At 38.7% G+C, this 16,027-nt stretch carries 13 protein-coding genes; 8 read left to right on the plus strand and 5 right to left on the minus strand.

Translation table 11 applies throughout. The features are described from left to right. Window positions 1-6: 6 nt before the first annotated feature. Window positions 7-792: an AraC family transcriptional regulator gene (locus ABN099_RS14265; protein ID WP_349464541.1), complete on the minus strand. Its 786-nt coding sequence runs from the start codon at window positions 790-792 to the stop codon at window positions 7-9. A 446-nt stretch (window positions 793-1,238) separates the two neighbouring features. Between ABN099_RS14265 and ABN099_RS14270 the strand changes: the two genes are divergently transcribed. From ABN099_RS14270 to ABN099_RS14285, 4 genes are all read left to right on the plus strand, one after another. After that, window positions 1,239-3,659: a DMSO/selenate family reductase complex A subunit gene (locus ABN099_RS14270; RefSeq protein WP_349464542.1), complete on the plus strand. Its 2,421-nt coding sequence runs from the start codon at window positions 1,239-1,241 to the stop codon at window positions 3,657-3,659. Further along, on the plus strand, window positions 3,656-4,297 hold the full coding sequence (locus tag ABN099_RS14275) for a DMSO/selenate family reductase complex B subunit (protein WP_349464543.1): 642 nt from the start codon (window positions 3,656-3,658) through the stop codon (window positions 4,295-4,297). Before ABN099_RS14270 ends, ABN099_RS14275 begins: the two co-directional genes overlap by 4 nt. Beyond that, window positions 4,294-5,199 carry a dimethyl sulfoxide reductase anchor subunit family protein gene (locus tag ABN099_RS14280; protein WP_349464544.1) on the plus strand — a complete coding sequence of 302 codons (906 nt, stop codon included), beginning with the start codon at window positions 4,294-4,296 and terminating at the stop codon, window positions 5,197-5,199. Before ABN099_RS14275 ends, ABN099_RS14280 begins: the two co-directional genes overlap by 4 nt. 84 nt (window positions 5,200-5,283) lie before the next feature. After that, window positions 5,284-5,853: a molecular chaperone TorD family protein gene (locus ABN099_RS14285; protein ID WP_349464545.1), complete on the plus strand. Its 570-nt coding sequence runs from the start codon at window positions 5,284-5,286 to the stop codon at window positions 5,851-5,853. A 108-nt stretch (window positions 5,854-5,961) separates the two neighbouring features. Here the strand turns inward: ABN099_RS14285 and norR are convergent, their stop codons facing one another. Next, window positions 5,962-7,473: a nitric oxide reductase transcriptional regulator NorR gene (gene norR, locus ABN099_RS14290; RefSeq protein WP_349464546.1), complete on the minus strand. Its 1,512-nt coding sequence runs from the start codon at window positions 7,471-7,473 to the stop codon at window positions 5,962-5,964. 189 nt (window positions 7,474-7,662) lie between these two features. Between norR and norV the strand changes: the two genes are divergently transcribed. After that, window positions 7,663-9,111 (plus strand): anaerobic nitric oxide reductase flavorubredoxin, encoded by a 1,449-nt coding sequence (gene norV, locus ABN099_RS14295; protein WP_349464547.1) that lies wholly within the window; start codon window positions 7,663-7,665, stop codon window positions 9,109-9,111. Then, window positions 9,108-10,262 (plus strand): NADH:flavorubredoxin reductase NorW, encoded by a 1,155-nt coding sequence (gene norW, locus ABN099_RS14300; RefSeq protein WP_349464549.1) that lies wholly within the window; start codon window positions 9,108-9,110, stop codon window positions 10,260-10,262. Before norV ends, norW begins: the two co-directional genes overlap by 4 nt. Before the next feature lie 298 nt (window positions 10,263-10,560). Here norW and ABN099_RS14305 read toward each other — a convergent pair whose 3' ends face one another. The 3 genes from ABN099_RS14305 to ABN099_RS14315 all read right to left on the minus strand — a co-directional run bounded on the left by ABN099_RS14305 (window position 10,561) and on the right by ABN099_RS14315 (window position 13,596). Beyond that, the gene (locus ABN099_RS14305) at window positions 10,561-11,088 is read right to left on the minus strand and encodes a phosphoribosyltransferase (protein WP_349464550.1); all 528 of its coding nucleotides are present in this window, start codon (window positions 11,086-11,088) and stop codon (window positions 10,561-10,563) included. 4 nt (window positions 11,089-11,092) lie between these two features. Next, complete coding sequence (locus ABN099_RS14310; protein ID WP_349464551.1) at window positions 11,093-11,311, minus strand: hypothetical protein; 219 nt, start codon at window positions 11,309-11,311, stop codon at window positions 11,093-11,095. 74 nt (window positions 11,312-11,385) lie between these two features. Continuing rightward, window positions 11,386-13,596, minus strand: a complete 2,211-nt coding sequence (locus ABN099_RS14315) for an extracellular solute-binding protein (protein WP_349464553.1) — start codon at window positions 13,594-13,596, stop codon at window positions 11,386-11,388. 345 nt (window positions 13,597-13,941) lie between these two features. On the opposite strand from ABN099_RS14315, the gene ABN099_RS14320 reads away from it, so the two are divergent. Together ABN099_RS14320 and ABN099_RS14325 are read left to right on the plus strand one after the other, a co-directional pair. After that, entirely contained in the window at window positions 13,942-14,763 is an 822-nt protein-coding gene (locus ABN099_RS14320) for an MBL fold metallo-hydrolase (RefSeq protein ID WP_349464554.1), read from the plus strand. Window positions 14,764-14,776: 13 nt separating this feature from the next. Continuing rightward, complete coding sequence (locus ABN099_RS14325; RefSeq protein WP_349464595.1) at window positions 14,777-16,024, plus strand: MFS transporter; 1,248 nt, start codon at window positions 14,777-14,779, stop codon at window positions 16,022-16,024. Window positions 16,025-16,027 lie beyond the last annotated feature (3 nt).

Below are 16,027 nucleotides of genomic sequence, written 5' to 3' on the forward strand. Positions count from 1 at the left end.
TATCAACTAAAACCTATCAATATCCAGTGCATCCATACTAAAGTGCGATGGCGATTGTCCCATCTGCTTTTTAAACATAGTAGAGAATGAACCGGCGCTGTTATAACCCAAATCAAAGGCAATTTCGGTAATTCCGCGTCCTGATAAGATTTGTGTTAATGAATTTAATAAACAGACTTGTTGCCGCCATTGTGAAAATGACATTCCTGTTTGTTGGCGGAAAAAACGACTAAAAGAGCGTTCGCTTTTATGTAATTTATCTGCCCATTGTTGAGGTAAAGAGTCTATTTTAGGATTACGGATAAAATCACGACACAACTTCGCTAATTTATTATCTTGAGGGATGGGAGCAAAAAAAGGCAGTGGTTTAGCTTTAGCTAATTCACATAAGATTAGCTGCATTAAAATACCATCTCGACCTTTTTTATCGTATTCAGCAGGTACATCAACCGCTTCTAATAACAGTTGACGAAATAGTGGTGAAACACTCAATACTTCACACTGTTTACTATTACGTGGTGCCGCTGAAGGCTCGATATATAAACTGCGAGTGCTGACTTCAAGCATACGCGTTTCATGACCTGTTTGTGGTGGGATCCACACACCACAGGAAGGCGGAATAACCCATTCACCATCATCAGTGCTTACTTCAATAAGCCCTGTTGCGGGATATAAAAATTGCGCTCGACGATGTTGATGCGTTTCTAATAGCGTGTTAGGCAAATAATCTGTACCAAGCGCAATAACATCTCGGTCAAGTGAATCAACGCTTTTTAAAGGTACATTTCTCACAATTTAGGTCGCTCTCTTCTTGTTTTTCTCTTTTTTAATATAGCAGCTATCCCCATATCCGCACACCAACAAATCGAGGGTATATTATTAAATTCGTTATATATTTAAATAAATAACGACATTAACTTATGTTAAATTTAAACCTTCCTGATATCTATTTAATAAACCCTATTAACAATCAAAAAACGAGCTTTTAACACCGCTTATAAATAGGCTGAAATTCAGATGTCGTTGTCTGGTTTTAGAATGTTGGCAAAAGATTAATCAACTACTATCCCTCTCGCAGACGTTATTTTGGGCGTTCTGCAATTATCTATGCATTCAATAATAATGCAGCGGATACCAGACATTCCCTATATTCATAGCCTAGAAAAACCACACTAATTCTTTATATCAAGTATCGGGTATATCGGGATCCGCCTATTATGTTTAAGGTAGAGTTCATTATGAGCAATCAGTCCGATCACGATAGTGATAAAAAGAATATTCTCAGCGATATTAGCCGCCGCCATTTTTTACAAGCGAGCTCGGCATTAGTTACCCTTCCTTTCCTTGCATCAGAGTCTATTGCTGCAACTGTTGATAATGCCATTCCAGTAAAACCAATAACAACAGAAGATGGCGAGCGCGTTGTTTCAACGTGTAGTAGCTTTGACTGTGGTGGTAAATGTGATATTCGTGCCCATGTTAAAGATGGCAAAGTCACTCGTATTAGCACACGCCCTGACGCTGATTTAGATGAAGAGATGCCAATCATGCGAGCCTGTGTTCGTGGTCGTGGCTATCGTAAATTTGTCTATCACCCAGACCGCTTAAAATACCCAATGAAACGTGTAGGTAAACGTGGTGAAGGTAAATTTGAGCGTATTAGTTGGGAAGAAGCAACCTCGCTTATTGCACAAAATATGCAACGTATTAACGCGCAATACGGTCCTGCATCGCGTTTTGTTAGCTTAAGTACGGGTGTTACGGGGGGTATTTTCTCTGGCGCTAATATGCTACGCCGCCTATTTAACATCACCGGTGGATTTCTTGAAAACTACCACTCTGTCAGTAATGGTAACACCATGGCGGTTACCCCTTACACTTATGGCACATCAGCAAGTGGTAGCACTTTAGATACCTTAGAAAACACACCATTAGTGATTTTATGGGGGCATAATCCTAACGAAACGGTTTTTGGTCATACCAACCACTACTTCCAAAAAATGAAGAAAAACGGTACTAAATTTATTGTCGTTGATCCTCGTTATTCAGATACCGCCTCTTCATTGGCAGACCAGTGGATACCTTTATTACCAACCACAGATAACGCCATGATGGATGCGATGATGTATGTCATCATCAGCGAAAATCTTCATGATCAAACCTTTATTGATAAATACACTTTAGGCTTTGATGAACACCAAATGCCTGACGGTGTTGGTGAAAACGAATCCTTAGTTGCCTATTTAATGGGTAAGAAAGATGGTGTGGTAAAAACACCTGAATGGGCAGAACCTATCACTAAAGTACCTGCTGATACTATTCGCCAATTAGCCCGTGAATATGCTTCGACAAAACCGGCGGCATTAATGCAAGGTTGGGGTCCTCAGCGCCATATTTGTGGTGAACGCACCGCTCGCGGAGCAACATTATTAGCAACTATCACAGGTAATGTGGGTGTTCGCGGTGGATGGGCGGCGGGTTACGGTATGGCGTTAAATCCAGATTTACGTAAAACCATCGCCGGACCAAGCTTATTAACTAACCCAGTAAAAGCAAAAATAAACATCACCAACTGGGTACAAGCTTGTGAAGATAAGCAGTTAGTTACACCACAAAATGGGTTATTAAACGCCGAGAAACTTGATACTGAAATCAAGATGATTTTCTCAATGGCGGGTAACTACATGACCAACCAAAACACCGATATTCTTCATGCAGCCAAAGTGTTAGAAGATGAATCAAAAGTTGAGTTTATCGTCTGTAGTGACCTTTATCTCACCCCAAGTGCGAAATATGCCGACATCTTGCTACCAGAAACTAGCTTCTTAGAACGCTGGAATATTGGTGGAACATGGAGTTATGGCGACTACATTATTTTATCTGAAAAAGTTATCGAACCTGAATTCGAACGTAGAACGGATTACGATTGGTTACGCGAAGTTGCCGATAAACTGGGTGTGGGTGAACAATTTAGCGAAGGCAAAGAAACCGACCGTGATTGGATTGAGTATTTAGTCAATGATGCCAGTGTTAAGCGCCCTGAAGATGGGATTCCAACCTTTAATGAGCTACTGGTTAAACGTCGCCACTTATTAAAACATCGCCCACATACCCAAAATGTAGGCTTTGAAAAAAATATTCAGGATATAGCGAACAATCCATTCCCGACACCATCAGGGAAAATTGAGATTTTTTCTAAACGTCTCTACGACATGAATAATGTCGATATTCCAGCACTATCACACTATGTCCCCGCCATCGAAGGTCCTGAAGATACATTAACGGGTAAATTTCCACTTCAACTCATTACGTGGAAAGGTCGTAACCGCGCTAACTCGACGCAATTTGCTAACCCTTGGTTACAAGAGGTTCAGCGCCAAGAGTTATGGATTAACCCACTTGATGCACAAGAGAGAAATATCAAAGAGGGTGAGAAAGTCAAAGTCTATAACGACCGTGGTATCACGATGATCCCTGTCAAACTGACACAACGTATTATGCCGGGCGTTGTCGCATTGCAAGCAGGTGCTTGGTGGCAACCTGATGCAAAAGGTATTGATCAAGGTGGCTGTGCCAACGTATTAACATCATCTCGCAGCACCGCAATGGCACACGGCAATGCTCACCAAACATTATTGGTAGAGGTAGCAAAAGCATGAGTAAATTTACCGTTTATCCCGCTGTGAGCAGCAAACAGTTAGGATTTTATATTGATAGCGCCCGCTGTTCTGGGTGTAAAGCCTGTCAGGTTGGTTGCAAAGATAAAAACAACCTTGATGTTGGACGTAAATTCCGTCGTGTTTATGAAATTACGGGGGGAGGTTACACTCGCAATACCAATGGCGCGTTAATTAACAACGTGTTTGCTTACACCTTATCAATCTCATGTAACCACTGTGCTGATCCCGTTTGCGTAAAAAACTGCCCAACAACAGCAATGCATAAACGTGAAGGCGATGGCATTGTTATGGTTGATACCGATAAATGCGTTGGTTGTGGTGCTTGTGCGTGGTCTTGTCCTTATGGCGCGCCACAAATGGATCCTGAAACCAAACAGATGTCAAAATGCGATTTTTGTATCGACCTACAGCAAAAAGGGGAGCAACCCGTTTGTGTTGCCACTTGTCCTCTTGGTGCAATTCAATTTGGTCCTATCGATGAACTTCGTGAACGTTATGGTGATTTAGATTACGTAACGGGTTTACCTGATCCATCAATAACACATCCCAACCTCGTTATTAATCCACATCAGGGTGCGAATAATGACGGTATAAATAATAAGGGAGAAAGAAAATGAATGAATGGTCGTTGTTAATCTTCACATTCATGATGAATGCCACGATTGGATTAGCGCTAACGACGGGGATTTTTGCTCGTCGTCTTGCTGGTTATCTTAACGCAGAAAGCTATTATCGCTTTATGTTGCTCGCCCTGTTTGTGATTTGTGCACTCGCTGGATTAGGCTCTATCGCCTCTATCACTCACTTAGGTGTGCCATTAAATGCACCGAATGCAGTAAGAAATGTTTTCTCAGCATGGTTAAGTCGCGAAGTTGTGGTAACCGCTATTTTTGTCGGCTGCTTAGGATTAACTTTCTTATGGCTATGGCGTACTCGCAAACTCTCAATGCTGTTATTAACAACCAGCATTTTGATTGGTCTATTTGATATTTACTGCATGGCGTCTATTTATCGCCATACATCGATACTCACATGGATGGATCATAATACTTATGTGATGTTCTTTGGTGCTATGTTGACACTTGGCGCTGCTATTTTCTTTTTACTACTCAAAGCATTACAGCGTGTAGGTCATAAATTAGGTATCGAACTTCCACAAGCGCCACTGCCAACTCGCTGGAAATGGCAATTATGGGGAATAATGGCATTTAGCTTACTTGCCAGATTACTGTATCAACCTTTTTATGAGCAATATTTAACCAGCACGTTATATAGCCAAAAATCGGTGACATTTCCGTTATCGCCTATCGAGGTTTATCACTCCATTGGCACACTTCGCATCACTTGTTGGGTAATAGCGACTCTTGCAGTGATTGCTAGTGGATATAGCTTAGTAAAATACCTAACACAAAAGAACCAGACAAAATCCGCATCAACTGGATCTCTATTTGTGGTTGGTTGTGTATTAGCAATTATTGCTGATTTTATGTTGCGTTACGTTTTTTACTCTATTCATTAATCACGCTTTATAACGTTTTTTAAATAATAAAAAAGCAGACCTCAAATTAATATTTGGGGTTTGCTTAAGGAAGTAGCAAAAATTATGAGCAGACTCTCTTATTATGCGGCTGCATTTAATTTATTGGGAATATGCTATTTATTTCCACCTGACGATGAAACCAATCGCACAGCACTCAATTTTTTTAAGACTGGGGATTTTGCAGCACAGTGGCCTTGTAAGTTGGATGAAAAACTCTGTGAACGTTTAATTTATGCAGTGTCTATCGATGCTGCACAATTAAAAACCCAATGGCGCAATCTTTTTGTTGGTCCCAATGCATTACCAGCACCACCTTGGGGTTCGGTCTATTTAGATCCAGAAGGTTTATTACAAGGTGATTCAACATTCGCACTCAGTGAATTTTTAAAACGCGAACGTTTAAAAGTAAATACTCCGTTTCCTGAACCTGTTGACCATATTGGTTTAGTGCTTTTTCAGGCTGCCGTATTAGCCTCTGAAAACAGAGAGGCTGCGGTCAATGAGTTATTGACCCTCCATTTAAAAACCTGGCTTCCCTTATATTTAAATAAATTAAAGATGAGTGGATATAGCCAATTTTATAGTGCATTAACAGAACTGGTATCCATCACGGTGAATGAATTTAGAAAGTAATATTTATTAAAGACTTATCATCCTAACATAATGACTCAAGGTAATTTGGACCACGCACCCAAATTACCTTTTTCTATTTTACTAGCGAAATACTCACACAGAATAATATTACTTTAAATCTAATCGCTTAGTTAAACGACGCAGATTAGCGGGATCTATCGCAAGCTCTCGTGCTGTTGCTGCCCAATTATGATTGTTATTTAGCAATGCTTGTTTAATTAAATCACGCTGAAACTCATCTGTGGCTTGTTTTAAGTTTTTATCTGTTGCAGGCAGAGAATGAGATGTTGGAATAACTTGGTTTTCTGAACTCAAGGCAAAATGGCCCACCTGTAAAATAAGGCTATCCGCTTTACTTCCTGCTCTTGCTAACACAATACCTCGGTGGATGGTATGTTCTAATTCGCGCACATTACCATGCCAAGAATGGTGCAATAAATAGAGACGTAATTCAGGGCTAATCACCACTTGCGATAAATTAAACCGCTGACGATACTGTTCACAAAAATAGCCTGCTAATAGTAAAATATCTTCATTACGCTCACGTAATGGCGGTACATGAAGTGGAAAAATACTCAAGCGATGAAATAAATCAGCACGAAAATTTCCGGCTAAAACTTCTTCCCATAAATCACGGTTAGTTGCGGCTAATACACGTACATTAACGCGTAAATTACGGTCATCACCAATACGTTGAATATCACCATATTGTAATACTCTTAGTAATTTAGCTTGTAAAGTTAACGATAGCTCACCGATTTCATCTAAAAATAGCGTACCATTATCCGCCATTTCAAACTTTCCACTACGATGACTAATTGCGCCAGTAAATGCCCCTTTTACATGACCAAATAATTCACTTTCAGCAACGCTTTCAGGTAGTGCTGCACAATTTAAATAGACTAATGGATTATCTGCACGATTAGACATTTCGTGGATCGCTTTCACCACCAGCTCTTTACCTGTTCCCGTCTCACCTGTGACTAAAATATTCATTTCTGCGGGCGCAACTATCTCTATCTCTTTTTTTAACTGCATCATTAACGGAGATAGACCAATAATTTCTGTTTTTACTGTAGGTTTAAATGACGAGGTTGGGGTAAATAACATATTCTGATTTTCAAGCTGTTCAATCAGTAATGCGTTATTTAATGCACCAGCCGTTAATGCGGCAATTAAACGCAATTCTTCATCGCTAAAAGTATCAAATTGATTAGGATCCATACCATCAAGCGTTAATGTGCCGATTAAATCTTGCCCAGCAAATAACGGTAAACCGACACAAGCATGAACTTTTAAATGTTCTCGATCAGGAATAAGTCCGTCGTAAGGATCAGGCAAGTCGCTATCGGCGGGAAAACGCACCACATCGCCAGCTCGGGCAATCGTTTCAAGCCGAGGATGTCCTTCAAGTAAAAACCGACGCCCTAACACATCAGGCACAAGACCATCAATCGCCAATGGAATAAACTGATAAGGCTCATAACGCAGCAATGCCGCGGCATCACAGCCAAGTACTTGTCTAAGTGTTGTCACTAAACGCTGAAAACGGTCTTGATGACCAACATCTTTTTGCAATTCAATGGCTATTCTAGCCAGCACATCAACAGAAAATCCCATAAAAACACCTCATAGTCATTATGACCTTTATTATGGTCATTTTGACATGATAAAGACAGTCATTTTGACAACATCTAAATTATCAAATAAATAAAAAACGATTAAAAACAACACGATAAAAACTGGCACGCTTCTTGATTATATCAATACATATCCCGATAAAAAATTAATGAGAAGGAAGCGTACAAAATGGCTATTCATGTAAAAAATAATGTTAACTGGGTTGGTCAACGTGACTGGGAAGTTCGTGATTTTCATGGCACAGAATACAAAACACTATTAGGTAGCAGCTATAACAGCTATTTGATTTGCGAAGAAAAAAATGTGCTTATTGATACCGTTGATCATAAATTTAGTCGTGAGTTTGTTCAAAATCTACGCGCACAAATTAATTTAGAAGATATCGACTACATTATTATTAACCACGCAGAAGAAGATCATGCCGGTGCACTAACTGAATTAATGTCATTTATTCCTAATACTCCTATTTATTGCACTGCGAATGCTATCGACTCGATTAATGGTCATCACCATCACCCAGAGTGGCATTTTAATATCGTTAGAACGGGCGATACATTAGATATTGGCAATGGTAAACAGCTAATTTTCGTTGAAACGCCAATGTTGCATTGGCCTGATAGCATGATGACCTATCTTACTGGTGATGCGATTTTATTTAGCAATGATGCATTTGGTCAGCACTATTGCGATGAACGTTTATTTAACGATGAAGTTGATCAAACAGAACTCTTTGAACAGTGCCAACGCTATTATGCCAATATTCTGACACCCTTTAGCCGCCTTGTTACCCCAAAAATTACTGAAATTCTCGGCTTTAATTTACCTGTCGATATGATTGCCACTTCTCATGGCGTAGTTTGGCGAGATAATCCCACTCAAATTGTCGAGCTATACCTAAAATGGGCAGCTGACTATCAAGAAGATCGCATCACTATTTTTTACGACACCATGTCAAACAATACTCGCATGATGGCTGATGCTATCGCTCAAGGGATCAATGAAATAGACCCAAATGTGTTTGTAAAAAGCTATAACGTCGCCAAAAGTGATAAAAATGACATCATTACCAGTGCATTTCGTTCTAAAGGCGTATTAGTGGGTTCATCTACTATGAACAATGTCATGATGCCAAAAATTGCCGCCATGCTTGAAGAGATGACTGGCTTACGTTTTCGCAATAAAAAAGCCGCGGCATTTGGTAGCTATGGCTGGAATGGTGGCGCAGTTGACCGTATTCAAACTCGCTTAATGGATGCGGGTTTTGAAACCGCGTTGGCATTAAAAACCAAATGGCGTCCTGATATGGATGCTCAAGAAATTTGTCGTGAGTATGGCAGAGAACTCGCTCGCCAATGGGCATTAGCACCACTTCCTGCAACTCAATCTTGTTGTACAGCCTCATCACACCCTAAAGTTACCACAAATGTTGAAGCTGTCGATTTAGGTTCTTGCATGCAGTGTAGTGTTTGCCAATGGATTTACGATCCTGCAATAGGTGAACCAATGCAAAACGTTCAACCCAACACACCATGGTGTGAAGTGCCTGATAGCTTCTTATGCCCTGAATGTTCATTAGGCAAAGATGTTTTTGATGCAATAGCAAAGGAGGCAAAATGAGTACAGAGCGACTCAGTAATGGGATTGTCATTATTGGCGCGGGCTTTGCAGCGCGCCAATTAGTCAAAAACATTCGCAAATTTAATGCAGATGTTCCTATTACTCTCATTGCATCAGACAGCATTGATGAATATAACAAACCGGATTTAAGCCATGTAATAAGTCAGGCTCAATGTGCTGATGATTTAACAAAACAAACAGCGCAAGAGTTTGCACAACAATATCAATTAGCGATTTATCCTTATACACAAATTATTGATATTAATACGGATGAAAAATGTATTCAGAGTACCGAAGGTGAACAATGGCATTACAATAAACTAGTATTAGCAACAGGTGCCAAAACTTATTGCCCTGCTATTCCAGGGCATGAATTAATGTTTACCCTAAATAGCCAGCAAGAATATCGCACTTATGAAACGCAAATTCATAATGCCAAACGAGTATTAATTTTAGGTGCTGGGTTAATTGGTACAGAATTAGCGATGGATTTTTGTCGCGCAGGTAAAGAGGTGATCCTTGCCGATATTTCAGGGCAATTACTATCTTCCCTGATCCCATCCGATCTCAGTGGTCGCTTACAATCGAGCCTAACTGAAATTGGTGTGCGCTTAATGCTGAAATCACCATTACAGTCATTAACCCAAACTGATAACGCTATTTTAGCGACTTTTAATCAACATCATCAATTAACAGTTGATTGTGTTATTGCGGCAACAGGGCTTGCACCAAATAGAGAATTAGCTCACCTTGCAGGTTTACATACTGACCGTGGGATTATGGTGAATGAATATCTGCAAAGCAGTGATAAAGATATTTATGCCTTAGGCGATTGCGCACAAATCAAAGGCGATGTATTACCTTTTTTACAACCTATTCAATTAAGTGCGATGCATTTAGCAAAATCATTAGTGGGTGAAAATAATGCACCTCTTAATCTACCGCCAATGATTATTCGGGTAAAAACACCATTAATGCCACTGCATCTTGCCGGTGAAACCGCTCGTAATGACTTAACGTGGAGTATTAATACAACACCATCGGGTGTTATCGCTAAAGGCTTTGATGAAAATCATATACTACGTGCCTTTGTTGTCACAGAAGAACAGGTAAAAGAAGCGTTTGCTTTATTACGAGCACTGTCCGCTTAATGTAAATAAATAGACTCTAAGAGTATCCCCTCCCTAAGTTTGACCTCTTAAACGACAAAAAGCACCTCAAGAGGTGCTTTTTGCTGAAACAATACAAATTCGAATTTGCAATATTTTACAACCTTGCTTGTTGCCTTATCCGCTCTCTAAGGAATATACATTTTGATCCTTACGATCTGACCGTATATCAGGGTGCAGCGCGGGCGACGTTCGATCATTTATAGAGCAGGGCCGCTCATACCAGCTCTAGTGCAAATAATATACTGATAATAAATACAATGCAAGTCGCCTACGTCCATTACCGAGACGACCCAAATATTGTTAATGCTTCAATTTGTACATCAGGATAACGGGCTCTAATGATGTTCTCTGCACAAACTAAAGATGTTCCTGTCGTTATCATATCATCAACTAGTAATACTCTTTGTGGCGGTATAGTCTCATATGGAATATTTCCCCACATAAGAGGGTTAACATATTTACGTAATTTTGTTCTCTTTATGGATTTTATTTGAAATGGAGCATCTAGACTATTCAACGATATAAATCGCTTAACATCTTCATAAATAGCACTTTTATCTTTAGAGGATATTCTCAAACTTCGAACGCAATGCAAAACGTCTGCCGCAGTCACTTTGTCTAAAGCTTCAGTCTGACAGATCCCTATCTGAGTTCGCTTTTGGATCATACCAGCAAATCGACTACATACAGGGCTACTTGAAGGTAAAGGAACAATCCAATCCCACTGAGATGTATTATTTAAAAAAATAGGGAGAATTTGGCGAAAACTCAGGCATAACATGCCAATATCACGCGGCCTAGTCATAAGGCTATGCATGCCCTTTAAAGCATAAAGCATAAAGCATTGGGCTATTATCACCGGGTAAAGCGCGATCTCGCTTACCTTTAGTTCGAGAAAAAATAGATGTAACTTTTAGATTTCCAAGGAAAAGAACAGCGGGATTTCCGTGAGGAGTTGTAATACAAAAATCATTATGAGCATGATCAACAGTAACTAAATTATTAGATATATCAATAACAAATCCCACAAAAACTCCCTAAAAGAAAAGAAGACACCTTTTTAATCTCGTATCCTTGTTATCTCTATTAATAAAAAATGAATTCACCGCTCACCTTGAGTATCAATTAATAAGCGTTGATTTATATAATCGATAGTCTCGTCTATGGTCATAATATTATTAACCACATTAGTAATACCCTGCCCAATAATAATTTCAGCCTGTCTCAGGTTAAATAGCTTACCATTTGGAACTGAAGACTCACGGATCCCTTTATTTATCTCTTGATAAGCTAATGTCATCCACGGATAACGATGGCTAATTTCCTGATTATGGTTGAAGTTTTGATGGTTACTATTTCCCCCTAACAAAATCAGATGATCCATGACAACAGGAGAATATAACCAGCGGTAAAACTGTTCAGCATATTGCGCTTTTTGGCTATAGCGAGAAACACCTAATACACCACCACCTAATTGAGGAACACCTCCGGGTACAGGTGCAAAACCAATTTTTGGTAAAATATCACTATGTGCTACATCATTAAATAAGTTCATATAAGCAACAAGCATAGCAAGATTACCTTGCTCAAATTGCCTAACTGACTCACTCCACCATTTATTATGAATATTTTCGGTGATCGACAACTGATGCAGATACTCTTTAAGCACATTGCCAGCTAATGGCATTGTTAGTTTGGGAATATTATCATCACCAATTAGTCGCCCACCTTGTGCGTAATAACGTAATAAATATTCTGTTGCAATAAGACCCGCGCTACCCAGCGTTGTTGATGCACCCATTGGGCGAGAGAATTGCCCTACTTCATAATTTTGTGTAAAAAATTGAGTAACTTGGTCGTACTCTTCAAATGTCGTAGGTACAGTTAATTCATTCCCCGTTTTTTCGTAATACATTCTTTTTAAAATAGTGTCTTCAAATAAGTCTTTACGATAAAACAGTAATTGTGCACTCGCATCAAATGGCATTGCATATGCAGTATTATTAACCACGCTAAATTTTTGCTGTGTCGGTAAAGAGAAGTTATTTAGCAGATCAGTTAATCCATTGCCTATTTTATCCAATGGTTGCAATACTCGCTCTGCGAACCAAGGAAAACACGCCATATCAATACGTAATAAATCATAATAAGGATGAAGGTGTAACTGACTTAATATCTGATAAACCTCATCATAAGGATGAACCGCCAAATTAACTTGAATACCTGTTTGACGATAAAAATGCGGTAATAGTTTTTTTAATGCGCTGGTTGATGGGCTAGGTAATATCAATAGGTTAAGACTAATATCTTGCTCATTCTGATTAATTCTTGCAGGTGTTGCTGTATAAAGATGTTCCCCTTGATTAGGTACACAAATTATATTGTCAGCTGCAATATCGTCATCGTTATCTAATTCTTGCATCAGACAATCTATGACTTCTAATCCTAATTGCGCATAGTTCATCGGGAAATAATATAGTCCCTTTAAAACAGGTGGAATATTGTCACTTAAGGCAAAAATAGGAGAGCATTCATTATGGCTACCAAAATAACTGGCTTGAGTTAAATAGCGGGCTTTCTCTATATCCTGTGTAATGAAGATATCTGGCACTTGCTCCATAGAAAAGAAATCAAATGCAATTTTATAACTCTCTTCATCAGAGGCACTCAGCACAACCACATTTTTATCTGGTGAATATTGACTAATTTTATTTTGTAATTCACTAACAAAAATCTGACTATTCAAATAGTCACGATTACCAATAAATATCCCTACTAATTTACCCGTAGTTTGAGCTAACTGCTGGCAAATAACATCTGCTGCTTGTGAAAAATCTAAGGTAAAAAAACGCACGGCATTTAAAGGACGACGATAAATAAAAGCAATTTGAGAAGGGGGTAATTTTAACGTTTCAAAATAGATCGAGGCATCTTTAAGACAGCTTACTGAAATAACCTGCTTATATCCCCCTGCTGCAATCTTTTGTAATGCATCTAACTCTGCGGTTTCAAGGTCATCCGTTAAAAATAGATCGTAAGTTACCTCTGGAAAATGAGCGATAGATTGCCTGAGTGAATTAAAGAAAACAGCATATTTCTCAGAAACTAATTGGGGCAAGAGGATCGCAATTTTATGGCTCTTATTGGTTCTCAAAAGTTGAGCTTGTGTATTTAGCTGATAACCCATCTGCTTAGCCGCTTGATACACTGCCTCAATTTTTTCTACGCTGACATTTCCACGTTTATTCAATACGTTAGAAACCGTGCCATGAGAAACACCCGCTAGTTTTGCAATATCCTTAATCGTTGCCATTTATCTATTTCCACCTCAATTTTCTCACTCAATAGCATACCTGAATTATTTATCACGACTACTGATAATTGATTTGATCGTTCCACTAACATTTCGTTTATAAAACAACCAAATAGATTTTACAGCCACATTAATAATTATCAATATCACTTAGATTTAATAATCATATTAATCAAATAGATAAAAAATATTATTTGAATAAGATCACTGATTTTAACTTCACTGATTGGCAAACTTTAATAGCCAATTTATTATTGGAACGTTCAAATTAATCTATTCATTATAGATAACCAGCACCAGAGAATTAATAAACTCATAATAAAACAATAAGATAAGGGGATTTCTATGAAACTTCATTTTTTAGGGACGGCTGCCTCTGAAGGCATACCAAACCCATTCTGCCGTTGTGAACACTGTCTGAAAGCACGAGAACTTGCAGGAAAAGATATTAGAACGCACTCTAGTGCAATCATTGATGATCTGATGTTGATCGATGTATCACCAACATTTACCTATCAGCTAATGCGCGATGGCATGGATGCAACTCGTCTTGAAAGCTTGTTGTTTACTCATACTCACCCAGATCATTTTAATGTGGGCGATCTCTTTAGCCGCATGGAAGGTTATGGTTTTGAAATTAACCATGCACTGCATATTTTTGGTAATGACAGAGCCATTAATGGCTGTATTGAAGTATTACCTGGCTACAGTAAAGAACGCTTCGCGTTTCACTGTTTAATTCCTTTTGTTACCGTAGAAAGAAACGGTTATAAAATTACCCCATTATTGGCTAATCACGCTAAATGGGAACTTTGCTATGTTTATCATATTGAAAAAGATGGCAAGACTATTTTTTATGGTCATGATTCTGGTTGGTTCCCTGAATTAACATGGAAATGGTTAGAAAACAAACCATTAGATATGGTCGTTTTTGAATGCACTTATGGGTTAAATGGTAAAGATCGCACTGATAACCATATGAGCCTAGAGACTGTATTTGCAGCGAAAGAAAAACTGCAACAACAAGGTTGTTTACATCAAGATAGCCAGATTGCGGTTTCCCATATCTCACACAGTGGTAAATTGCTTCACCATAAATTAGAAGCAATTTGTACTCCTCATAATATCCGCGTTGCATACGACGGATTAACGTTAGAAACAAATTAAGAGGAGAACGATGATGGATATGAAAATTACCTCTCGTTTACTAATCATGATGTTTGTTCAATATTTTATGCAAGGCGCATGGAATATGACGATGGGATTAGTATTAAGCAGCTATGGTATGGCAAGTATTATTGGTAATGCTTACGCGTTATTAGGTGTTGCTACCATTATCTCGCCACTGTTTATTGGTATGGTTGCTGACCGCTTCTTTGCTTCACAAAAAGTCATGGGCATCCTACACCTTATTAATGCCGCGGTGATTGTCTGTGTACCTCAATTTATTGAAGCGCAAAACAGCGGCATGACCTTATTCTTAATATTCATTATTGGATTATTGTTCTATCCAACAACGGCGCTTTCAAACAGCATTAGTTTCTCCCATATTAATGGTGTGAAATATTTCCCTATTATTCGTGTATTCGGTACGTTTGGTTTTATGGCTATCGGATTTATATTAGGAGAAATGGGCTTCTCTGGCAGTACCATGACTTGGTATATCGCTTCTGCTGTGGGTGTTTTACTTGGTTTCTACTGCTTTACTTTACCTAATACACCACCTAAAGCGAAAGGTAAGCCATTCTCTGCTCGTGATATTTTATGTTTAGATGCACTTTCATTATTTAAAGATCGTTATTTCGCTATCTTAATGTTTAGCATCTTTATTTTAATGATCCCTAAAACGGCTTATTCCGCTTATATTCCCGTATTTATTAAAGCATTAGGATTTGATAACGCCGCTTCTATTATGCAAATAGGTATCGCCTGTGAAGTGCTGTTTATGTTTGTATTGTCATTCTTCTTAATGAAGTTTGGCTTTAAAATTACATTATTGCTTGGCGTAGTAAGCTGGATTATTCGCTCAATATTCTTCTCTTATGCAGCGGTAAATACAGAGTTTTATTTTATCGTTATCGGCTTAATGCTACAGGGATTATGTTGGGACTTCTTCTTTACCGCTGGTGATATCTATGTTGACCGCAAAGCCAAACCAGAAATTCGTGCTCAAGCGCAAGGTTTACGTTTTATTGTCTCTAATGGTTTCGGCTTATTATTTGCTTCCACTATTTGTGGTCAAATCTTTAATTCAACCGTAACAGAAACAGGCGATGCTGCATTACCACAGTGGTCAACATTCTGGATATATCCAGCGATTGTTGCCGCTGTTGTAACGGTGTTCTTTATCTTCTTCTTTAAAGATGATGTATCGAAAAAGAAAAATAGCGAAGGTAAAAAAACACCAGAAGGTATTGCAACACCATAGTCT

The organism is Proteus hauseri (genome assembly GCF_040139125.1).
Taxonomy (GTDB): domain Bacteria; phylum Pseudomonadota; class Gammaproteobacteria; order Enterobacterales; family Enterobacteriaceae; genus Proteus; species Proteus hauseri_B.